We start from the raw sequence: 20,998 nt of genomic DNA on the forward strand, positions 1-20,998 counted from the left end.
CTACCTCCGTTACTGCATCACTTCACGTCGATAAATAATTCTGTCATTACCACGGCTGGAGCCGAAAATGGCCTCCCCTTGCAAGCTAATGGGGTCAGATAACCACGTCGGCGAAGATGGCTGTTTTGCCAAATCGACCTTGTAGGGGATCCGTACCGAGATATCCGGCTTGGCAAAGTGGAACAAGATCTCCCCATCTTTCGCCTGTGCAGCATCACCACCCGGTGCCGAGCTTCCCAACCCCAGCTTGATCTTGCGGCCCGCCCCCAGATTCAACTCGCGGGTCGCCGCATCAAAGGTGTGACTCGGGTTGATGAAAGTGAACCCCTGATTGGCCAGAGAGAGCTGGGTACATTGGTCTTCCTTATTCAGCAGCCAGTTGCCCGCTTCGTAATATTGCATCCGCTGTGGAATGGCCAGCGGTGCCGAGGCAACCCCGGCCTCAGTCCCTGCCAATAGGCGGCCATACAACAGTTTTTGAGTGCCCAGCCGCACCGCATCACAACTAGCCCCAGCGCAGGCTCCTGCTACAACCGCATTCATATTCGGATTCGCCAACCGCGTAGTACCGCCATCCTTATCATCGACTTTGATACCAAAGCTCAACGTGGCAAACGGTGCTTCTGGACTAGCAGCACGATCAAAGCGGGTATTCAGCCCGAAAGGTGACTGCTGATTTATACTGGCGACGCCACTTGCCCAACTAAGCGAGGGGGACAGTGTAATACGCTTGTCACGCGCGACCCCATCCAGAGCATTCGCCGCCACCATCTCGGCAACCCCTTTAGCGAACGCCCCCTTATAGTTCTGTGTCGTCCCTTGCTGCAGATTGCGCGCAGTGAGCACAAAACCACTGGCAAAGGGCTGACTCATGTATGTAAAGGCATTGCAGGCAGGCGTAATAAAACCACCACTCAAACTGTAATCCCAAGGTACGAAACGACCGATGGGCGAGCTCCAGCGCTGCACTGTCTCAAGTTGGGGAGATTCATCCTGATAAGCGGGATAAGGCACAAAATTGCTGACGCCTAACTGGATCACCCCTACCTCCGACCAATTCGCTACCACATTATTTGCCACCCCGTTCGCCAACGAGATCGCGGTTGGCGAAAAAGCACCTGCAGCACCCGCAGCCGGTGCCAGCAGCGCCCAAGAGAGCGTCTTATTACTGGTCGCAAAGCCTGGGGTTAACTGATCCTGAATATTGACCGCACTGGCTTGTAACGTAAAAGACTCACCAGCTTTGCGATACACGGGACAGGCGGCATACGTGCTGTCGCTATTGCCCGAGCAAACACCCTGTCCTTGAGCCTGGAGTGCGATCGCTTTGGGAATCACAGCAACCGTATCGCTACCGGTCAGCTTAAGGGTGCCCGTGGCATCGGTTTTCTGGAAAGTGGCATCCAGCCGCAACACCCCCGCATCCGGGTATTGCACGGTCAGTTGCCCCACACCGTCACTATCGAATGTCACGCTCGCGTTGCTGGATGACGTGATCGCTGCAGCATTGACGCTCGGTACAGCGTTACTGGCCGCCTCAGACACAACCTTGATCGACGTAAATTGGAGGGTCTGATTACCCGTTAGCAAGGGAGCACACACCTTGGTCGCCCCCGCATCGTTTGATTTGATAGCGCGAATCGAGGTAACCCCCGAAGCACCGGCATAGAAGGTGGGCACATTGAAACGCAATGCGGCATCGACAAACGAAATGGAGCAATTGGCGTCAAGCACGCCATCTTTAAAACAGCGCAGCGGAGCAGCAGGCGTTGCTGTCACAATAGACAGCGGGATAGCGCCAGCCTGATAACGTTGCAAATTCAACGCGGCACTACCTGAAGAACCCATCACGACCGGATTACTACTCCACCCCTGCGTGGGTGACAATGTCACGTTAGCGCCGAGATCATACAATGTTGAACAGTCGCCATTGGCACAGGCTTTTAGCTGCACAGTGGCGACTTCACAGGTCAGCGTCTGGGCACCATAGTGCAGTTCATAATGATCAACCTGATTTTGGTTGCCACCGCATGAGTATCCAGAAGAGTCGATAACTGAGTTCATACCCATTTTTATCTTCGGCGAACTTACTCGACCATGGATGTAGGAAGGTGAGCCCATTTTCAAAATATTTCCCACTCCCCCCTCTTGCTGATAGACCAAGCCACTGATAGTTGCTTGAGCGCCCATATCCAAAGTATCGTATGTAACCAGTAGTAATTTACCTATATCCCCTCGAATATTTGCACCTGTACTATTAATAAAGCTAGCACCGATCATAGTTACGTTCTCAACAAATAATCGAACAGGCCCAGCAGCCTCAATAAGAGTATTATCATACATCTTCAAGGTTTTAATCCAATAGTCACCTGCAGCCAAACGTACCGTGTAAGGCTTACCATTCCGGCCACTCCCCAAATCAAGTATATTTATAGTCAGACCAGCCTGCCTGATGTCTAGTGAAGAACCATTCTTTGTCGATATAGTTCCGAATGATTTACCATCTGCGACTGTTAAATACCTATCGACCCCTTCTTGAATACCAATGTTGGGGCTGGTTGGCCATGATGATGGAAAAGCTGGAAATGACAGATTAGCTGTATTGTCTGATGGCAAGCATCTTCCACCATCACAGGACTGAGGATGATCCCCCCTGATTTGCCCACTATTTTTATACCCCAGCGCACCACGGGTTGTTCCTTTTATCAAGCCCATCAGCGACCACTCACTCCCGCTCAAGTCAATCTGATGATTTGCTGCTCGTCCTTGTGCTGGATAAGGGAATGCTTGCTTGCAAAGAGCAGAAAAGTCATTTTGCTGAGGACTCGGTTCATACCGTAAGATGATGTCATCCCAAGAAATATCATCGAGATCACCTCTCCCTAATGTCTCTAACCATAACTCATAGGTACCCGCAGCTAACTCGTACTCAATTGGCCAGTTGACCTCACCATTTCCAGAAAAATAGAAGACCAGCGGTGTATCGACAGACCCTTGCGTCCTTATAAACATCCGACTGCCATTCGGCACACCCCAGTCTCTTAAATTAAATAAACTGAGATTTTTTAATTTTGATTTTTGATTGAGTGTAAATAAGTGCTTAACGTACGTTCCACTTGGAGAAGGTGGATACCAACGACTTCCATCCGAGTTATCACCAAGATGAGTCCGCTCGATAAAATGAAAAGCATCACTTATTCCTGCAGACACGAGCCTTATACCATTAAACTGAAAATCATCCCAGTCAGAACAATTTGATTGATAACGCCACTGATATATACCATTTCTGAAGCACCCCCCCCAAACCGCCATTTTATATTCGCCAGCTGGAAGCGATATTGGACTGGATATGAGGTCTGGTGTTAAATCGTTTGACTTCTTGTCAAACAACACATCAGCGTTTTCATTCCATATAACAACATTAACCCCAGCATCTAATCCTGCAGCTCCATCCAGTTTCACCTCACTAATAGTTAATGCTTCTGATAGTGAAAAATTAATGGGCGCAACAGGGATAAATACCCCCCCGCTCTGCCGCACCATTACAGTAGGGAGTAACGCATCACCATTATTATTACCAATGTAAAATTTACCAGGCAAAAAAACATCCGCCCATGACAGCGAACTAAATAACAGGCCAATTAGAACACAGCAATTGATCATGTAACGAATCATGGGTTAGCTCCATCATAAGCTTCGGCCATCAGGGTTCTGCTTACAGCAAAATCGGGGTTGGCACTGTTGAGGTCCGAGCTACCACAGGTTCCGACACTCTCGAGACGATAGCCATTGGTCACTGATCCGTTATAGGTCACCGGCACCATGGCGCAACGAATCGCAGCCTGGCAGTTGGTTAGCCCGGGATTGTTGGCAAAGTTCAGCGTGCTGGTTGCAGGGCAGACCGCAGTTGGTGTCGGTTGGGCGAGCGTGCGATTGGGGAACAATCGATATAGCGCCACTTCAAGCCCGCTTTGGGCAGCCAGCAGGGCACGCACACTGCGCACCTCCACGGTATTTTTCTCGCCACTATCCACCAGAAAACGGCCCATGGCAGCAGCCAGTAGCGCCATCACCACAATCACAAACAGGGCGATCATCAGGGCACTGCCGCGCATCCGGCCGAAAGAGTGCGGATCAAGGGACATTCAGCACCTCTATCTTGTGGTTGAAGGTGACCGACTCGCCCTTGCGCTCAAAGATAAAGCGCATGCCAAATCCCCCTGCAGCATTAAAAGTCGAGGCAGAGGTCTCCCGATAGAAGACATTGCCAGGCCGGAGCGACTCAGCCATCAAAGTACCTAACGGCATGCTACCGCCTACAGTACTGATCGCAGCACTGGCGCGATATAAGGCTCCGTTTTGCACGCAATAACGCACCTGCTCACGAGCAAAATAGACCCGGCTGCCAGGCGATTGGCCGTCCAGCGGCGCACCGCTATATCCGATTGCCTGGGCGCCAGAGATCACTGGCCCCACAGCAGCGACCTGCGCCACGCAGCGGCCATAATCACAGCGGTCCCATATCGACTGCGTACCGCTGGAAACGGGTTGGGGAAACACCGCCAACCAGTCCTTGTTTTGCTCAACCGAAACAGGCGGCGCCACCATCACCAACTCAAGTGTGGATGAGGAGCCAGACGGGCGATTAAGGGCAAGATAGCGGCCAGAGTTGCTGATCGGCCAGAACCGCAGACAGGGTCCTTGGTCCAGCCAGTTGCCACCCTGATCTTCAATTCGCTCCGAGCCCGGCACCGCATCACGCAGTTCGCGGTTAAGCCGCTCCATGGCGAAGCGGGCGTCGCTCATCAGCTGCTCACGGCTGCTGGCATCACCATAAATCTGGGTGCCGATACCGATAAACTGGCTGGTAAAGGTCGCCATGATGCCGAGCAGCAGGATCACCATCACCAACTCGACCAGAGTAAAACCGCGGTTACCCCGAGGTTTACGGTAGGTTCGATTAGTCGGTAGGCGTAATCGGACGACAGAAGTGGCTGCAGGAGCGGACATTTGGGCAGGCAGGCAACACCCAACAGCGGAGCAGTCCATCAGTAGTTCCCCCGATAGAAGGAGAATTCGAGCACGCTCCCATCCGGCAGCTTGATCTGCAGATCGATGCGCTTGCCCACAGAGCAGGGGGCGGTGCAACTCTTGAAGGTGCCATCGCTGAAATCGACGGCACTGACCACAATCTTGACCTGATAGTTGCGATACTCCTCGCCGCTGATCCCCGCCGCAGTCTGGGTAAGCGTGTTGGCATTCAGCCAGTTATCTGCGGTATCAAAATCATCCACATCGTTATAGGCATAGGGGGCGGGCTCGCCATCCGTGCCATAACTGCTGGAGCAAGGAGAGATGGTCACCCCCACAACCTGCTCGCCACAGCGATAGCGACCACCGTTATGATCCGACTGTTCATCAAACGATTTTTGCAGGATCTCGCCGGAGAGGCGCTGGGCTAGCTGGGCGGCACGCACCTGCTGCACCGGATCCACCGCCTGCGGCGCCTGATTGATCAACAACCCCAAAATTCCGGTCAGCGCCACCGCCAGCAGCACGATGCCGACGATCAGTTCAATCAGGGTGAAACCGCGCTTAAGGGATCTCATGGATAAACCCCTCGCGTTCGATCTGGATACGGCTAGTCTCACGGCCATCGGTTACTTGCAAGGTACAACCCGTCGCACAGGTGCCTAGCGGACGCCCCATCTGATCGAAGCGCAGCACGAAGCTGTTGTTGCTATTAAGGGAAATTGTCATACCCGTCGACGCGGTCACCAGCCGACCACGAGTGCGCAGATTATCGGTCCAGCCACTGCTCAGATCATCGCTGGCAGGACACGCAGCATAAGTACGGTGGGCAAAACGGGGAGAAGCAACCACCAGCTGGGTACAGCGGTTGGCGGGTTCATGCATATTGACGGTCTGTACCAGCCGTAGCCGGGTCAGCAGTTCGTCACGGACGGTTTGAGTTTCAAAGCCGCCTTTGCCCAGCCATTTTGGCACGGCAAAGGCGGCCAGAATCCCGAGTAACAGGATCACCAGTACCAGTTCAATCAGGGTAAAGCCTCGATTTTTTTCTGGCATATGTAGCCCTTTAAAAAAGATGGAGAGACAGTCGCTCTCCATCTTTGTGTGTATAAGGCTTATTTACAATCTTTAACTTCTGTAGTCGGCAAAGAGCCAGATGCTGCTTCGGTATAGGTAACAAAGCAATTTGTCGCAGTGCTAGCAGAAACTCCAGCTGGGAAAATCTTGATGCTACTTGATACTGGGGTACCAAAACTCCAATCGCCAGCACTCAAATCGAGTACCTTTTTGAGGTCTGCCTCGGTAGCTTTCGGATAGCCATAAGCAATCGCAACATTTACACCATTGCCAATATCCAGAGTAGTATCAGGCAACTTATCATTACCTGCGATAACCGATTTGCTATACACCATAGCACCTGCGGAGTTCAGAGAACCTTCCACACCTTTTAGAGTGGATGTACGCGCATCATCCTGCAGATTCAGGAACTTGGGTGCAGCGGTAACTGCCAGAATACCCAGAATGATAATCACGATAACCAGTTCGATCAGGGTAAAACCCGCCTGTTTTTTCATTTCACTTTCCTCTGTTAATTAATATTGGTGGTCACCTGACCGGAGGCCGGACGGTAACTGAAACTCATAAATGCATCAGTTTTGCCTTGCGGATCCTGATACTTGCCATCACTACCCTTACTCAGACTATTGACCAGATAGTAGCGGCAGACCGAACTCAGGCCATTACTGCTCACTGTGGCATAGTATTTCAGGTCATTCCCGCTACCGCGCACTTCATTGAAGCTGGCCGTAGCCTTGGGCGGGTTTTGCAGTAACCCCTCCCAAATATTGAGACAACGATCTGCGGTCAGATTGGTCGGGTCCACATCCGGTGTGCCGCTGGCGGCGCTATCCATCGGATAACCGGGGGACAGTTCGCCATTGCTGATCTGGGTTTCGGTCGGTGTGGTCAGATAGAAACGGCTGCCATCATAGAGCACGGTATTGAGGCTATCCTGCTTGGCTCGCCCCTCAGCTTCCCACTGGGCCCGCACCAGCGAGACACCGGTAGCAAAACCGCCGGAAACCCCTTCCACACTGGCCTTTTTCGCTTCATCTGTCACATCGAGAAAACGGGGCAACGCGGTTACCGCAAGGATCCCCAGGATCACGATAACGATCACCAGCTCAATCAGGGAGAAGCCCGATGCGTCTCTCATCATCCCGTTCTGTGGCATTGATGGTGCCATTGGTTTCATTGACATGCTCCCTTGGTAAGGGCCGACATTATTCCATGCTGGCCTAAAAAAATCATGTAGTTGGGTCATATGATTAGCTTCATTCAAGGCTTTTTCATCACCCGCCCGTCAGCAAACTGATAAAAGAGCCAATAACCATCCCAACCCATCTCGCAACCGCTGCCATCGGGGCGGGCCAGAAACTGCAGGGGAGGCATGCCACCGTCCGTCTCACCCACCAGTGCCAGCCACAACTGGCGGCAATTTTCCGAAGGGGATTGCAGTGGCACTAGCCCCAGGGGCCAACCCCGGGCGTCAAACTGCCACCCCTTTCCCACCACATGCAGCACTGGTGGACGCCGCTCATCAAGCCAAAGTCCGTGCAAACGCTGTGCCCGTTCGGCAAACTGCTCCCCCAGCAGGGTAAGGGTGAGCTGCTGCGCCTCCTCCCGGTTGCTCTGATAGCTGCGCACCAAGGTTGCGACGATCACCAGTAGCAGGATCACAGCGGCAATCTGCCGATATCCCGCCAGCCAGCGATCATCTTGCTGCGTCTGTCTGCTCATCCAGCCCTCGACTCCACCGATCACACCTGCTAATCACGTAAAAACACTCAAGAGTGAAGATACCGAGTTACTTGCCTCTTACGGCGCCCATCACGTCCCACCACTCAGACGTGAAGATACCCAATGACAGGGGATTACTTGCCTCTTACTGCTCTCATCACGTCCCACCACTCAGACGTGAAGATCTCCAGTTCCAGCAAGATTACTTACCGCGAACCGCGCGCATCATGTCCCACATTGGCGTAAAGATACCGAGCGCCAGGATCAGCACCATCACCGCCACGATCCCGATCAGGATCGGCTCGATGCGGGCGGTAAGGCTCTTGAGGTCATAATCCACCTCCCGCTCGTAATACTCGGCCGCCTCGTGCAACAGGTCATCGACCTGACCAGTCTCTTCCCCTACCGAAATCATCTGCATCACCAGCGGGGTAAACAAGCCGCTGCTACCAGCGGTGCGCAGCAGGCTCTCGCCCCGTTCGATACCGGCGCGCATGTCCCGCACCTTGCCAGCCATAAAGGCGTTATCCACCGCATCGGCCACCAGGGTCAAGGCGGTATTCAGCGGGACGCCGGCTTTAAGCATCATCGAAAAACTGCGGGCAAACCGGGCCAGCAGGGAACGCTCTATGATGGTGCCGACAATCGGCAATTTGAGTTGCCATCTGTGCCAGGTCAGCTTGCCCTTGGTGGTGGCAACCCAGCGACGCCAACCAAACACCATGCCCGCCAGCATGGCGAGCAGCAGCCACCAGTAGTTGACGAAAAAGTGGGAAGTGGCGAGCAGAATGCGGGTCGCCAGCGGCAACTCCACCCCGAATTTGGCGAACATACCGGCAAACACCGGGATCACCATGATATTGAGTATCACCATGGCGATACCGATGGCGATCATCACGAAACTGGGGTAACGCATGGCGGTCTTGATCCGCTTGCGGGTCTCCAGCTCCAGTTCGAAATAGGTGGCAAGCTGCAAGAAGGCCTCTTCCAGCTGACCGGTGTTCTCACCCACATGGATGATGGCGACAAACAGGCTATTAAACACCTTGGGGTGAGCCTGCATCGAGCTCGACAGTGGCCGACCGTTACCCAGATCCTCCCCCAGTGAATGGAGTGCCCGCTTGAGCGGCTTGCTGTGGGAGCTCTCCTCCAATCCGGCGATGGCGCGCAGGATCGGGATCCCGGCCCGGGTCAGGGCATACATCTGGCGGCTGAAAATCACCAGCTCATCCAGCTTGACGCCCCCTTCCAGCAGCAGTGACCAATCGATGGCGGCAGATTTGGCCTTGCCCGGTTTAAGCTCGGTCGGCATCACCCCGCGGCGCATCAGCTGTTCGGCAGCGGCCATCTCGTTGGCCGCCTCAACGACGCCACTGGTGGCATTGCCCTGACTGTCACGCCCCTTGTAGGCAAAGGAACTCATAAGATGTACCTGCCCCACAGCGCGCTAGCGTCATGGCAGCCATAGCAGGTGTTGGCGATGAAGTGAGTCATGGCTTACCCCAGATCCTCGGCCAGTCGCAGCACCTCGTCCACCGAGGTGATCCCCTGGCGGGCATAATCGAGCGCCGTCAGCGCCAGCGGGCGGAAGTGTTCGTGCTGACGGGCCGCCTTGGCAAATCCTTCTGCATCGTTACGGCGCAGGGCATCCATCATGGGTTGATCCAGCTCCAGCAGTTCGTACACCCCGATCCGACCAGAGTAGCCGGTAAAGTTGCAGCTCTGGCAGCCACGGCCCTTGTGATACGTGTGCTGGCCCGGCGCTTCGCCAGAGAGCACGGTGAGCCAGGTGGCCTGCCCTTCGTCCGGCGCACTCTCCTCGACGCAGTGCTCACACACCCGCCGCACCAGCCGCTGGGCGACCACCGCCCGCAGGGCGCTCGCCACCAGATAACCCGGCGCGCCCATGTCGATCAGGCGCAGGGCACTGGTGATGGCATCGTTGGTGTGCAAGGTGGTCAGCACCAGGTGACCGGTGATGGCGCCCCGCAGGCCGATCTCCACGGTTTCGTTGTCCCGCATCTCCCCCACCAGCAGGATGTCCGGATCCTGACGCAGGGTGGAGCGCAGCACCTGAGAAAAGGTGAGACCGATCTTGGGGTTAACCTGCACCTGATTGACGCGAGAGAGGCGATACTCCACCGGGTCTTCCACCGTGATGATCTTGTTGCTGGCCTGGTTGAGCTCGGAAAGCGCACCATAGAGGGTGGTGGTCTTGCCGCTACCGGTCGGGCCGGTCACCAGGATCATGCCGTGAGGACGATGGAGTTGGCGGCGGAAGCGGGTCAGGATATCCGGCGGCATGCCACTGTCGGTCAGTGACAGGATGCCGGAGGATTGATCCAGCAGACGCATTACCACCGACTCACCATACTGCACCGGCATGGTCGACATCCGCACATCCACATCGCGGCCACGCACCTTCATGTTGAAGCGGCCATCTTGCGGCAAGCGTTTCTCGGAGATATCGAGCCCCGCCACCAGCTTGAGGCGCAGCACCAGCGCCTGGGCGATCCGCACCTCGTTGAGGATGTTCTCGTGAAGGATACCGTCGATCCGCTGACGAATGCGCAGCACCTTTTCGTCCGGTTCGATGTGGATATCCGAGGCACCCACCTGCACCGCATCTTCGAACAGGGAGCGCAGCAGCTTGGCCACCGTCGCCTCACCCTCGTCATTGGCGCCCAGATTGCTGGAGCCCAGCTCGAAACCGGAGTCCTGATACTCCTCCTGCAGCTGTTCGGCGAAGCTCTCGATCTCGCGGGTACGGCGATAGAGGCGGTCGAAATACTCCAGCAGTTGCCCTTCCCGCGCCACCGCCAGCACCATGATGCGCGGACTGAGCAGCGCGGCGATGGCATCGAGGGCGCTCAAATCAGCCGGGTCCGACATCGCCACCGTGACCCGGTCGTCGGTCAGATTGACCGCCAACGCCCGATAGCGACGCGCCTGCACTTCAGGCAGCAGCGGCACTGCGGCGGCATCGATGGTGAGGTTGTTGAGATCGAAGAAGGGCACATTCAGCTGGCGAGCCAGGAACTGCAGCAACTGCACTTCACTGATAAAACCGAGGTCAATCAGGGTCGAGCCCAGCTTGCGACCGGTCTGACGCTGCTGCTGCAGGGCAAGCTGCAGCTGATCATCAGAGATGATCTGCTCTTGTACCAGCAGGTCGCCGAGGCGCATTTTCAGTCTGGGTTGTGCCATTACTACTCCGATAAATGTGATTCAAAACCCGCCACCAAGCCCGCTTCGCTAATCGAATCTACGATTTATCAAGGGGTTAGTTGGCCAATACGTTGTTCCAGCCAGCTGGTTGACGCCTCGCCGAGGTTGCCGTGCAGCAGCGCATTGCGATAAGCATCAAGCGCCCGCTGACTGTGGCCCTGACCATCTTCTGCAACGCCGAGGCCAAGCCACCAGCGGCCCTGATCCGGCTGCTGATGCAGCAGCTTCACGTAGAGCGCCGCCGCATCGGCATTCTGGCCCAGCTCCTGAGTCAGCCCGGCCCAGGTGGCGTAATAGTCCATGTTGCTGGCCAGATCCGGCTGATAACCGGCTAACCAGCCAAGGGCCTGCTGCTGTTGCCCCTCGCTGATGGCAAGGCGGGTCAGCAGCAGGCGAAAATCAGGCTGTTGCGGGTTGAGCCGGATCCCCTCCTCCAGCAGCTGACGGGCCTCGGTCAGGCGGCCTTCGCCGTAAAGCAACCCGGCCAGCTGCTCGCGCGCCCCCTGGCTGTAAGGGTCGTGGGCCAGCACCTGATAGTAGTTGTCCTGGGCATCGCGCAGGCTGCCCTTGGCCATGGCGGTGGTTGCCTTGCGATCCGCCAGTGCCGCCAGCTCTTTGGCCGACAGCTCTACCGTCTCAATCTTCAATACACTCGGTTTGCGCGGCGCGCTAGCGACCGCCTGCTGCTCTGCCGCCAGTTCGGCGTAGAGCTCGGGCTGCAGCTCTTCGGCGCTAGGTTCAGACTCATCGACATCACTGGAGGCATCGAAGGGCGCGCCATCAGCCAGCTCGCTCTCGTCATCCCCTGCATCTTGATACACAGCATCTTGATCTTCGTCGGCCAGGTCGTCAGCGATAGCCTGATGACGGGGCAATGGCAGGGCTGCGGCCACCTCGACCGGCTCGGGCTGACTAACCGGCGCGGCGACCCTTGTAACCACATCGGGGGTCACCGCATCGGGGGCGACCACTTCGCTGGGTGCCGCAACGAAATGGGTCTGCTGCCAGTAGATCCAGCTTCGCCAGCCGAGGATCCCCAGCGCCAGACCACAGATCAGGGTCAGCAGCAACATCCACCATCCCTGCTGCCGTGCAGGGGCAATATAGACGGCAGCGCCATCGGATCCTTGCTGGCGCTGATCCAGATCTTTGAGCATCTGGTTGATTACACTCATGGCCAGACTCCATAAGCCAGGGCGCACCCCAGCAACAGTAACAGCGGCCACCAACGCCACGGCGCAAGGCGGCTGGCATCTTCGGTGTCACGAATGGCGAGCCGCACCAGACGGCTGTCGATCTGGCGCGCCCCCTGACCGTAGGCCAGCATCAGGCACTTCTGCGCCAGCACATTGATAAGTCTCGGGATACCGCGCGATGCCCGCCACAACCTGCGCATGGCGCTGCTGGCAAACAGCGGCGCACCGCGATAACCGGATACCTGCAATCTGTGCTCCAGATAGGCGCGGGTCTCGTCAAAACGCAGCGGACGCAGGCAGTAAGAGAAGCCAATCCGCTGGCGCAGTTGGCGCAGGTGCGGCTTGGCCAGTCTGGCATCCAGCTCCGGTTGGCCGAACAGCACGATCTGCAGCAGCTTGCTCGATTCGGTCTCGAGATTGCCAAACAGGCGGATCGCCTCCAGGGTTTCGTCCGGTAGCGCCTGCGCCTCATCAATAAGCACCACCACCCGACTGCCCTGCTGATGCAGGCTGATCAGGTGGCGATGGATCCGATCGGTAAGATCCAGCTCGCTCTGATCCCGCACTGCCAACCCCAGCTCCAGCGCCAATGCGATACGCAGTTCGGCCGGGGTGAGATGGGGATTGGGCAACCAGGCGAGGCGCACCGGGCACGCTTCCGAGCCCAGTTCGCTCAGCAACTTGCGGCAGAGCAGGGTCTTGCCGGTGCCCACCTCGCCGGTCACCTTGATAAACCCCTCCCCCTGCGCCAACGCCCAGTTGAGTACCTGCAGCGCCTCTTCGTGGGGCGGCAGGCCGTAGTAGAAGCCGGTATTGGGGGTGAGGCTGAACGGCGCCTCCTGCAGGCCGAAGTGGGTCAGGTACATCAGGCGTCACCTGCCAAGGCGCACAAGCGGCCTGTGCTGGCAAGGCAGCACAGGCCGCTCGGGATAAGGGTGACCGCATCGTGTGTCATGGTTCAGCCCTTGGCCGGATACCACTTGTCGAGCAGATCGGAAGACCGTTTCAGCTCATTCTGCCAGGTATCTTTCTCCACCACGGTTGGTTTGAGCATGATCACCAGCTCCACCTTCTTGGTGCTTTCACGGCGGTTGGTGAAGGCCTCGCCAATCCAGGGGATGTCACCCAACAGCGGCACCTTGCTGACGATCTCCTGCTTGTCGGTCTTCATCAGACCGCCGATGACGATGATGTCGCCGTTATTGGCCTGCACCACGGTATCGGACTCGCGGATCGAACTCTTGGCGAGCGGCAGTTGCAACTTGCCACCCGAGGTGCCCATGTCGATCACCTTGTTTTGCTCTTCGGTATCGATAACGGAGGGATGGATGTGCAGCAGCACCTTACCCTCTTCATCGATCTGCGGCGTCACGTCCAGCGCGATACCGGAGAAGAAGGGGGTCAGCTCCACATTGGGCGTCTTGTCTGTGCCCGTCGAGGTAGTGGTAATGGTGGTGGACGCATTGGTGACGTAATACTCGTCCGTCCCCACCTTGATCACCGCCTTCTGGTTATTGGTTGCGGTGACACGGGGGCTGGAGAGGGTATTCACATCACCCTGGGTCTTGAGCAGGTTGACCGCCACGTTGAAGTTGCCGTCGGAGATGGTAAAGCCTGCACCGCCCCCCAGCGCGCTGAAAATCTGGTTAGGGGTGGTGGGCAACCCTGAATTAGCCGCCGAGCCACCACCGGTGATTCCCTTGTTGCCATCCCAGCTGGCGGAGAGACCGCTCCAGTCCACCCCCTGCTCGTAGCCTTCGTTGAGGGCCACTTCGATGATCCGCGCCTCCAGCACCACCTGACGCTTGAGGTGGCTTTCGGACTGGGTGAGGAACTCACGGACCGCCTTGAGCTCTTTCGGGTAGGCACGAATGGTGACCAGACCCGCCTGCGGACTGGTGATCACCGCGCGGCCGTCACCACTACCGATCAGGGTCTGCAGGGAGTCGCGCAGATCGGTCCAGTAGTCGCTGTTGGTATCGGTCTCGATACGGGTGCCGTTGTTGTTGTCACCGCCCGAACTGCTGCTGGATGAGCTGTTGCTGCCGCTGTTGTTGGACGCACTATCAAAACTGCTATCGCTGCTGCTGTTATTGCTGTCATTGGCGGTCACCCCGCCAGTGCTGACCGAGGTGCGGGAGAGACCACGACGGGACATCATCAGGTAGTTGACCGGGATGGTCTCGGTGCGCAGGCCAGCCGGATAGATATGGAATATATTGCCCTTGCGCTGCACATCGAAGCCATACATGTCGCCCACCACCGCCAGTACTTCCGGCAGGGTCACATCCTTGAGCTCGACCGACACCAGCCCGGCAACCCCGGGATGGACTGCCACGCTGTAACGGGAGCCTTTGAACAGGGAACCGAAAAACTCCACCGCTTCCACATCATTGGCCGCAATCCGCAGCCGCTTCTCAGGCATGCCTACCGGCATCTGGGGCCGGTTCAGCTGCAGCAATTCACTCTGCACCGATTTGGGCAGCGTCGTCAGAGGGGCAGCCTGCTTCTGCTGTTCGTTCATGGCATGCTTGAGCGCATCCTTGGCCTGGGTCGGCTCGGGGTGCTGATACGTGGTACAGCCCGCGGCCATCATGGCCAAAGTGATCAGACAGAGACGGTGTGTTTTCATGTAATTAGGGCACCCTGACTTGCAATTAAACTCGATAAAACAGGCTCACCTCACAGGAGGCAACACCGATTCAAACCCGGATCTTGCTGGCAAACAGTGCCACCGTATGGCGTTTTCCCGCCTTTTCCAGCACCACGGCATCGGCATTGATGGCCAGCAGCATATAGCCATCCACCTGCTGCCCGACCCGATAACTCTTGCCATTGAGCACTGCCAGTGCCGGGCCATTACCCAGCATGACGCTCTGCAGCTTCGGCAACCCGGCACTGCTCTCGCCAGTCGCACTGGCACCGACCGCCACACCCGCCAGCGGCGCGGTGGGATCCTGCAATACCTCGACCTGCTCCGCCTGTACCAGCAAGCTGAACAGGCAACAGCACAATGCAAACACTCTAGCCACGGATAAACTCCTTACTGGTACTCAGGGTGTAGATCTCCATCTCCACCACGGCGCCGGGATAGGCTTTGACCTGATAGTCGAACTGCTTCCAGTAGAAGTGGCGCGGCAAGGCTTCTAGCGCTTTAAGATATTGATAGACATCGAAATAGCCGCCTTCAAGCTGCAGCCGGATACCGTGCTTGTAGAGATTGACCTGCTGCTCTCCCGCCATCAGCGGGGTCGGTTCCAGCGAACTGAGGGCCAGCATATGAAGATTGGCGGAGCGGGAGAGCAACGCCTCCAGCACCAGCGGCATCTCGTGCGCCGGGATCAGATCCACGGTCTGGGCCTTGAGCTCACCATCGACCCGGGCCAGATCGACCGCCACCTGCGCCAGCTGGTCGTGAACCCCCTGGTTGGGATCCCGCTTGAGCCGGGCCTGCTTGCCGAGGTTTTCCAACGTCATGATTTCGAGGTCGCGCTCGGCGGCGCTCAGGGCGATGCGATCCTGTTGCAAACGGATATCGGCGTCATCGAGCCAACCATAAAATCCGGCAGCCCCCAGCAACACCAGACCGGTCAGCAGCATTAACACCCGCTCCCGCTGGCTCAACACGGCGATGCGCTGGCCCCATGCTTGCCATTGTGCTTTCAGGTTCATCAGGGTTTCTCCCGCGCGATGCCGCTCAACTGGAAGGTCAGGCGACCCTCCTTGTCACGGCTCAGGGTCAGTTCACCAAACTCCTTGCCTACCAGACTCGGGGTCTGCTTGAAGCGGTTGACCCAGGCCGGCACATCCTGACTGCGGCCAGCAAAGCCGGAGAGGTTGATCCGCCCTTCGTTGATTTCAATACGCTGCAACGACAGGTTGCTGTTGCGAATGCGGGACAAGTCCGCCATCAGGCTGGCGTAGCCCTGGGATTTTTGCAGGCTCAGACTGCCCAGCTGACGCATCAGCCCCTGCTTGGCGGTCAGCTCATCCTGCTGGTTGGTGAGTTGCTGCTGCAGGCGGGGATCCGCCTGATGACGAGCCAACTCGGCGTCCAGTCGCTGGGCCTCGCCGCGTTTGAGCTCCAGTTCGACATTGCGCTGCGCCAGCGCTCGGCTGACCTGTTGCTGCTGCCAGCTGTAACCGACGCCGACCAGCAAGATCAGCAGCAGCGCGCAGCCCCATACCAGCGCCATCTGATTGAGGCTGGCCCACTGCCGTTTGGGGCGAAACTCGGCGCCATAGAGGTTTATCTGACGTTTCATCACGCATCCTCCCCGATGGCGGCGGCATAGGCCGAGAGATACTCAACGCCAGCCAGCACCGCTTTGTTGGCCATGGCGGAGACGGCAAAGCCGAAGGTCTGCTGCATGTGGTGGGAAAGGGTGCCGATAAAGGACGAGGCAATGGCCAGCTGCATCTGACCGAGCTCCGGCAACTTGAGCTGGCCCGCCAGATAGTCAAGAGAGCGCTGGATCTCCAGCGCCAGCGAGTCGAGCAGCATGCTGTCCGGCTCATGCTCGCCAGTCAGGCTGGTAAAACCGCGCAACTGGCGAGAGAAGCAGAGACCCCCCTGATGGAAGACCAGCAGTTGCAGATCCTGCCCCTTCGGCTGCCACAGCAGCATGCGCACCGTCTCGTCCGCATCATAAAGAGAGGTCAGTGCCAGCTCGTCGCTGATGATGGATTGCAGAGTGGCAATACCATTGATGGCATCGGCCAGCTGTTGCACCCGGCTCTTGGGCAGGCAGATCACATTGATGCGCGGCCGACCGGCCGGCGCGGTCGGCAAATCGACATAATCCATTGCCAGTTGCAGCACCGGCTCGCTGACATAATCTTTTACCGCCCAGGGGAGCGCCCCCGCCATCTCGGCATCGGGCACCGCGGGCTTGTCGATCTGGATCTGTTGATAAAGGCTGGCGGCGAGGGCTACCCGCACCTTAGACTTGGCCAGCCCATGACGACTGAACAGCTCATTGATGGCAACCGCCCACTCCTGTGGACCGTTAATAGAACGAGTCGCAAAAACGGGGGAATTGCCCACCGCAGCCAGCATGATCCTGTCATTGGCCAGCAACAGCCCCACCTGGCGGCTTGGCGTCGATCCCCTGAACAGTTGTTTCATGTGAGCTCGCCCATCAATAGTGGTTAAATGTTTGAAATATTAACATAAACAGCAAATTAGCTTCCATATAAAAGACGGACTCACCATTGCAAGCCAAGTTTCCAGCTGAGTCAGATGACGCCGCGATCCTGCCCTCGCCCCTGCAACGCCTCCATCACCCCTTGCTGCACCGCTATGGTGTCGAGCTCTGGTGCAAGCGAGATGACCTGATCCATCCCACCATATCAGGCAACAAGTGGCGCAAGCTCAAACACCATCTGCTGCACGCCAAAGCGCAGGGCAAGCAGCATCTGCTGTCGTTTGGCGGCGCCTACTCCAATCATATCCACGCCTTGGCGGCGGCAGGGTGCCAAGCTGGTCTTCGTACCACTGGTATCATACGGGGCGAATCCCATGCCGTCAGTAACTCTACCCTGCAGGATGCCAGACGCTGGGGTATGGATCTCGTTTTCGTCGACCGTCAGAGCTATCGGCAGCGGCAACACCCCGAGTGGCTAGCCCAATTTGCGGCCAGCGACACCCTGATCGTGCCGGAAGGGGGCAGCAGCCCGCTGGCCATCCCCGGCGTCGCCGAATTGGTGGCTGAAGTGCCCTTTTCGCCGGATCTCTGGGTCCTGCCTTGCGCCAGCGGCGGCACCCTGGCAGGGCTGATTGCAGGCAAGCGGCAACAAGAACAGATCCTCGCCATTGCGGTGCTCAAGGGAGGTGGCTTTATCGCCGACGAGGTGTGCCGCCTTCATCCTGCGGCCACCAGCATCCCCGGCTGGCGGATCGCGCTGGATCACCACGATGGTGGCTACGCCAAATTCAGCCCTGACCTCTGGCTGTGGGTGCAGGATTTCAACGCCCAAACCGGTCTGCCCCTTGAACCCATCTACAGCGGCAAGGCGATGTGGGGACTGTTTCGCGAATTGGCGGCGGGCCGCATCGCCCCCGGCAGCAAGATCATCTTTATCCACACCGGCGGCATGCAGGGATTGGCGGGCTTGAAAGAGCAAGGCCGCCTCTAAGCCGCAACCCTCTTTTCAGGATCAGGCTGGCTCAATAAACAGCCGCTGAGGCGGAGCAAACCAGGGGCCCTGACCGGCATGCACCCCGAGGTGGCGCAGCATCTTCCACTCGTCGCCACTCTCCACTCCCACCGCCAGCACCCGGGTGCCGGTATTGGCACAGCCCCCCACCAGACTGCGCACCGCCATCTGGTTGACCTGACGGAGATGGATCTCCCGCACCAGACTGGGATGCAGTTTGAGGAAGTTAATTTCAAACTCTTTGATGTACTGGGTGCTCACCACATCCTGACCGGCGTGATCAATGGCCAGCCGACAACCGAGCATCCGCAGGGAGCGCAGCGGCCGTTTGAGCGCCTCAAAATGGCGAGTGACCTGGGATTCTGACAACTGCAGAACCAACCGCTCGTTGGTGCTGCGGGGCAGCTGGAACAGGGCGAAGAACAGCCAGCGCTGAAACTCGCGGTTGAGCAGGCTCTGGGCACTCAGGGTCAGGCTGATGGGGCAGCTCTGCTCGGGGCGCTGGCGCAGCAGGACCAGGGTCTGCTCTGCCACCCAGCGATCCAGTGGCAACAACAGCCCCACCTTCTCCGCCATCGGCATGAAAATCCCCGCCTGCAGGGCCCGTCCCTGCTCGTCATGGAGATAGGTCAGCAACTCCTGCTGCAGCACCACCTGGTCCCGATCCTGCTGGATCGGCTGGCTATAGAACTCGATGCCCTGCTCTTCCAGGCGACGGCTGATCAGGGTGCGCCAGCGCACCGAGCCCTTGCTGCTCTGCTCCTCATTCAACTGCTTCTCATAGAGGAACCAGCCATTGTGGCCCTGCAGGCGGGCACTCTTGAGGGCCAGCTCAGCCTCCTCCTGTACCTTGAGCAGGCTATCTTCGGCCTGATAACAGACGGCACCGAGATACACTGCTGTTTCGGGATTGACTGTCTGTGGCCAGTGCAGCCGTTGCAGGCTCTTGAGCAGCTGGTTCGCCCCCTCCACCATTTCACTTTCGGACATATTGGGCAGCAACACGGCAAACACTTGTCCGGCATAACGGGCCTGCAGAGCACCATTATGCTTGCGCACGAAGGCACCGATGGTGGCACTAGCTTCTAACAGCAGGTCACGGCTCTGCAGCTCGAGCGGCTCGGACTCCAGCTCTTCAAGGCAAGCGAGATCGATCAGCAACACGCCACCACTCATCACGCTCGCCTCCATGATGGCGCTCTCCAGCCGGTTGTCAAAAAACAACCGGTTGCCGATACCGGTCATCTTGTCGACATAGGCGTTGCTGCGGATAAAGTTGTCGAAGCGGCTGCGCTCCTTGCGAGCATCCGCCAGCTCGGCGAGCAGGTGATCGATGGCCTGACTGGCAGCCACAGGCCACTCTTCGGCGGGGTCATGATTCAGCTTGGAGAGTTTGTCATCGAGGATCAGCTGGGCGCGAATGCTCAACAGCTCGGCACCGAGCAACTGCTGGCGCAGCCAGCGAATGGAGTACCAGAGACCGAACACCACGATAAAGACGCCGAACGAGATGCCGGACATCGCCCTGATGGAGTACTCCGCCTCCTTGAAAGGGCGCTCCAGCTTGAAATTGGCCTGCATGTCGGCCTGGTGGGGCAACGGCAGGCTGTATGGCTGCAACAGCTGTTCATCGACTGAATCCTGCACGTTGCGGAACCAGTAGACCCGCTGGTCGTTCTGACGAACCTCCAGCTCCACCACATGAGCGGCTCGCAACAGGGTGGGCAGCCAACGGCTCATATCCTCCATGTCATGAGCCACATCCAGCTGCTTGTCGATCACCTCGACCAGCGCATCGACCTTCTTTTGCTGCAACTCCATGCCCAGCTGGCGAAAGCTGAACACCCCGCCAATCAGCACGGTCGCCATGGCGGCGATCACGCACAGGGTGATAAAGGAGACAAGCTGTGTTGTGAGTTTCATGCACCTTTCCGTATGCCCGGTACCATCCATGTGACCTCATGCTAGCAGCGGCGTCAGTACCGCAGCTATGGATGAAGCGCCCGCTTCTGCAATTTAAGCGGGCAGCATAACCAAAGCACGGAGAGAATACCAAGAATGGGGGGCGCTGATGCGGGGCTGATGCGGTACGAGGGGAGATAGCCAGCAGAAAAATGGTCCCTCAACGGGGACCAAAAGGAACACTCATATCAAAACTAACACTCTGTGCTACTGATAAAAAAACAGATACAGGAGTATTGAACACACGGTGAGTCAAACCGCACAGTCACTCTAATCCAGTTCGGATAAGCCGAGCAATTGTCATTTATGACAGGTCAGCGATTGAATCTTGCGTGAAAGTTATAAAATTCATTACAAATCAAATGATTAATATCAACCCCAATCAGTTTGATAACTCTGATTCAAATTGATTGTACTAATGCATTATGATGACAATCTCCAACTGTGTCTTATGAAACTGGCAGGTATCCCTTGTTACGCATCTCACCCGTTTGGCTCAGTGTGTTGCTGTTCATGGCGCCTGTGGTCATCAGCCAAGCTCTGGTGCCATTGCTCAGCCAACCGATGGCACACCATCTGCTTAGCCAAAAAATGGCCGAAATTAAAGGCTATGTCCCAATTAC

The 20,998-nt window shown here is 57.3% G+C and carries 19 protein-coding genes; 1 reads left to right on the forward strand and 18 read right to left on the reverse strand.

Features of this window, described 5'->3' with window-relative positions; genetic code table 11:
* Nucleotides 1-9 precede the first annotated feature (9 nt).
* The 17 genes from CF137_RS11710 to CF137_RS11790 all read right to left on the reverse strand — a co-directional run bounded on the left by CF137_RS11710 (nt 10) and on the right by CF137_RS11790 (nt 17,382).
* Nucleotides 10-3,675, reverse strand: coding sequence for a DUF6701 domain-containing protein (locus tag CF137_RS11710; protein ID WP_139719159.1), 3,666 nt, complete (start codon nt 3,673-3,675; stop codon nt 10-12).
* Nucleotides 3,672-4,097, reverse strand: coding sequence for an MSHA biogenesis protein MshP (locus CF137_RS11715; protein WP_139719186.1), 426 nt, complete (start codon nt 4,095-4,097; stop codon nt 3,672-3,674). Before CF137_RS11715 ends, CF137_RS11710 begins: the two co-directional genes overlap by 4 nt.
* Before the next feature lie 37 nt (nt 4,098-4,134).
* The gene (locus tag CF137_RS11720; RefSeq protein WP_139719161.1) at nt 4,135-5,049 is read right to left on the reverse strand and encodes a PilW family protein; all 915 of its coding nucleotides are present in this window, start codon (nt 5,047-5,049) and stop codon (nt 4,135-4,137) included.
* Nucleotides 5,049-5,609: a prepilin-type N-terminal cleavage/methylation domain-containing protein gene (locus tag CF137_RS11725; protein ID WP_139719163.1), complete on the reverse strand. Its 561-nt coding sequence runs from the start codon at nt 5,607-5,609 to the stop codon at nt 5,049-5,051. Before CF137_RS11725 ends, CF137_RS11720 begins: the two co-directional genes overlap by 1 nt.
* On the reverse strand, nt 5,596-6,087 hold the full coding sequence (locus tag CF137_RS11730; RefSeq protein WP_139719166.1) for a prepilin-type N-terminal cleavage/methylation domain-containing protein: 492 nt from the start codon (nt 6,085-6,087) through the stop codon (nt 5,596-5,598). The genes CF137_RS11725 and CF137_RS11730 overlap by 14 nt, the downstream gene beginning before the upstream one ends.
* A gap of 59 nt (nt 6,088-6,146) precedes the next feature.
* Nucleotides 6,147-6,605, reverse strand: a complete 459-nt coding sequence (locus CF137_RS11735; RefSeq protein WP_139719168.1) for a prepilin-type N-terminal cleavage/methylation domain-containing protein — start codon at nt 6,603-6,605, stop codon at nt 6,147-6,149.
* Between the two features lie 14 nt (nt 6,606-6,619).
* Nucleotides 6,620-7,291, reverse strand: a complete 672-nt coding sequence (locus tag CF137_RS11740) for a prepilin-type N-terminal cleavage/methylation domain-containing protein (protein ID WP_098971030.1) — start codon at nt 7,289-7,291, stop codon at nt 6,620-6,622.
* Nucleotides 7,292-7,368: 77 nt separating this feature from the next.
* Nucleotides 7,369-7,830 (reverse strand): hypothetical protein, encoded by a 462-nt coding sequence (locus tag CF137_RS11745; protein ID WP_139719170.1) that lies wholly within the window; start codon nt 7,828-7,830, stop codon nt 7,369-7,371.
* Between the two features lie 202 nt (nt 7,831-8,032).
* Entirely contained in the window at nt 8,033-9,253 is a 1,221-nt protein-coding gene (locus CF137_RS11750; RefSeq protein ID WP_098971035.1) for a type II secretion system F family protein, read from the reverse strand.
* 74 nt (nt 9,254-9,327) lie between these two features.
* Nucleotides 9,328-11,037, reverse strand: a complete 1,710-nt coding sequence (gene mshE / locus CF137_RS11755; RefSeq protein ID WP_068978345.1) for an MSHA fimbrial ATPase MshE — start codon at nt 11,035-11,037, stop codon at nt 9,328-9,330.
* A gap of 68 nt (nt 11,038-11,105) precedes the next feature.
* The gene (locus CF137_RS11760; RefSeq protein WP_139719172.1) at nt 11,106-12,233 is read right to left on the reverse strand and encodes a tetratricopeptide repeat protein; all 1,128 of its coding nucleotides are present in this window, start codon (nt 12,231-12,233) and stop codon (nt 11,106-11,108) included.
* A complete protein-coding gene (locus tag CF137_RS11765; RefSeq protein WP_101316750.1) occupies nt 12,230-13,120 on the reverse strand; it encodes an ExeA family protein in 891 nt (296 codons plus the stop codon). Before CF137_RS11765 ends, CF137_RS11760 begins: the two co-directional genes overlap by 4 nt.
* Nucleotides 13,121-13,212: 92 nt before the next feature.
* A complete protein-coding gene (gene mshL, locus CF137_RS11770) occupies nt 13,213-14,886 on the reverse strand; it encodes a pilus (MSHA type) biogenesis protein MshL (RefSeq protein ID WP_139719174.1) in 1,674 nt (557 codons plus the stop codon).
* 70 nt (nt 14,887-14,956) lie between these two features.
* Complete coding sequence (locus tag CF137_RS11775) at nt 14,957-15,286, reverse strand: SctD/MshK family protein (protein WP_139719176.1); 330 nt, start codon at nt 15,284-15,286, stop codon at nt 14,957-14,959.
* Nucleotides 15,279-15,926 carry a hypothetical protein gene (locus CF137_RS11780; RefSeq protein ID WP_042019678.1) on the reverse strand — a complete coding sequence of 216 codons (648 nt, stop codon included), beginning with the start codon at nt 15,924-15,926 and terminating at the stop codon, nt 15,279-15,281. Before CF137_RS11780 ends, CF137_RS11775 begins: the two co-directional genes overlap by 8 nt.
* Nucleotides 15,926-16,519 (reverse strand): PilN domain-containing protein, encoded by a 594-nt coding sequence (locus CF137_RS11785; protein ID WP_101346008.1) that lies wholly within the window; start codon nt 16,517-16,519, stop codon nt 15,926-15,928. The genes CF137_RS11780 and CF137_RS11785 overlap by 1 nt, the downstream gene beginning before the upstream one ends.
* Nucleotides 16,519-17,382, reverse strand: a complete 864-nt coding sequence (locus CF137_RS11790; protein WP_139719178.1) for an MSHA biogenesis protein MshI — start codon at nt 17,380-17,382, stop codon at nt 16,519-16,521. Before CF137_RS11790 ends, CF137_RS11785 begins: the two co-directional genes overlap by 1 nt.
* Nucleotides 17,383-17,468: 86 nt before the next feature.
* Between CF137_RS11790 and CF137_RS11795 the strand changes: the two genes are divergently transcribed.
* Nucleotides 17,469-18,392, forward strand: a complete 924-nt coding sequence (locus CF137_RS11795) for a 1-aminocyclopropane-1-carboxylate deaminase/D-cysteine desulfhydrase (RefSeq protein ID WP_139719180.1) — start codon at nt 17,469-17,471, stop codon at nt 18,390-18,392.
* Nucleotides 18,393-18,413: 21 nt separating this feature from the next.
* Here the strand turns inward: CF137_RS11795 and CF137_RS11800 are convergent, their stop codons facing one another.
* Nucleotides 18,414-20,336, reverse strand: a complete 1,923-nt coding sequence (locus CF137_RS11800; RefSeq protein ID WP_162515922.1) for an EAL domain-containing protein — start codon at nt 20,334-20,336, stop codon at nt 18,414-18,416.
* Nucleotides 20,337-20,998 lie beyond the last annotated feature (662 nt).

The organism is Aeromonas sobria (assembly GCF_006243315.1).
Taxonomy (GTDB): domain Bacteria; phylum Pseudomonadota; class Gammaproteobacteria; order Enterobacterales; family Aeromonadaceae; genus Aeromonas; species Aeromonas sobria_A.

Bases quoted from the DNA above. Each gene is read 5' to 3' on its own strand.
- CF137_RS11750 (WP_098971035.1), bottom strand. From the start codon at position 9,253: ATGAGTTCCTTTGCCTACAAGGGGCGTGACAGTCAGGGCAATGCCACC.
- CF137_RS11740 (WP_098971030.1), bottom strand. From the start codon at position 7,291: ATGTCAATGAAACCAATGGCACCATCAATGCCACAGAACGGGATGATG.
- mshL (WP_139719174.1), bottom strand. From the start codon at position 14,886: ATGAAAACACACCGTCTCTGTCTGATCACTTTGGCCATGATGGCCGCG.
- CF137_RS11760 (WP_139719172.1), bottom strand. From the start codon at position 12,233: ATGAGTGTAATCAACCAGATGCTCAAAGATCTGGATCAGCGCCAGCAA.
- CF137_RS11780 (WP_042019678.1), bottom strand. From the start codon at position 15,926: ATGAACCTGAAAGCACAATGGCAAGCATGGGGCCAGCGCATCGCCGTG.
- CF137_RS11715 (WP_139719186.1), bottom strand. From the start codon at position 4,097: ATGATCGCCCTGTTTGTGATTGTGGTGATGGCGCTACTGGCTGCTGCC.
- CF137_RS11765 (WP_101316750.1), bottom strand. From the start codon at position 13,120: ATGTACCTGACCCACTTCGGCCTGCAGGAGGCGCCGTTCAGCCTCACC.
- CF137_RS11785 (WP_101346008.1), bottom strand. From the start codon at position 16,519: ATGAAACGTCAGATAAACCTCTATGGCGCCGAGTTTCGCCCCAAACGG.
- CF137_RS11790 (WP_139719178.1), bottom strand. From the start codon at position 17,382: ATGAAACAACTGTTCAGGGGATCGACGCCAAGCCGCCAGGTGGGGCTG.
- CF137_RS11720 (WP_139719161.1), bottom strand. From the start codon at position 5,049: ATGGACTGCTCCGCTGTTGGGTGTTGCCTGCCTGCCCAAATGTCCGCT.
- CF137_RS11730 (WP_139719166.1), bottom strand. From the start codon at position 6,087: ATGCCAGAAAAAAATCGAGGCTTTACCCTGATTGAACTGGTACTGGTG.
- mshE (WP_068978345.1), bottom strand. From the start codon at position 11,037: ATGGCACAACCCAGACTGAAAATGCGCCTCGGCGACCTGCTGGTACAA.
- CF137_RS11735 (WP_139719168.1), bottom strand. From the start codon at position 6,605: ATGAAAAAACAGGCGGGTTTTACCCTGATCGAACTGGTTATCGTGATT.
- CF137_RS11800 (WP_162515922.1), bottom strand. From the start codon at position 20,336: ATGAAACTCACAACACAGCTTGTCTCCTTTATCACCCTGTGCGTGATC.
- CF137_RS11725 (WP_139719163.1), bottom strand. From the start codon at position 5,609: ATGAGATCCCTTAAGCGCGGTTTCACCCTGATTGAACTGATCGTCGGC.
- CF137_RS11745 (WP_139719170.1), bottom strand. From the start codon at position 7,830: ATGAGCAGACAGACGCAGCAAGATGATCGCTGGCTGGCGGGATATCGG.
- CF137_RS11710 (WP_139719159.1), bottom strand. From the start codon at position 3,675: ATGATTCGTTACATGATCAATTGCTGTGTTCTAATTGGCCTGTTATTT.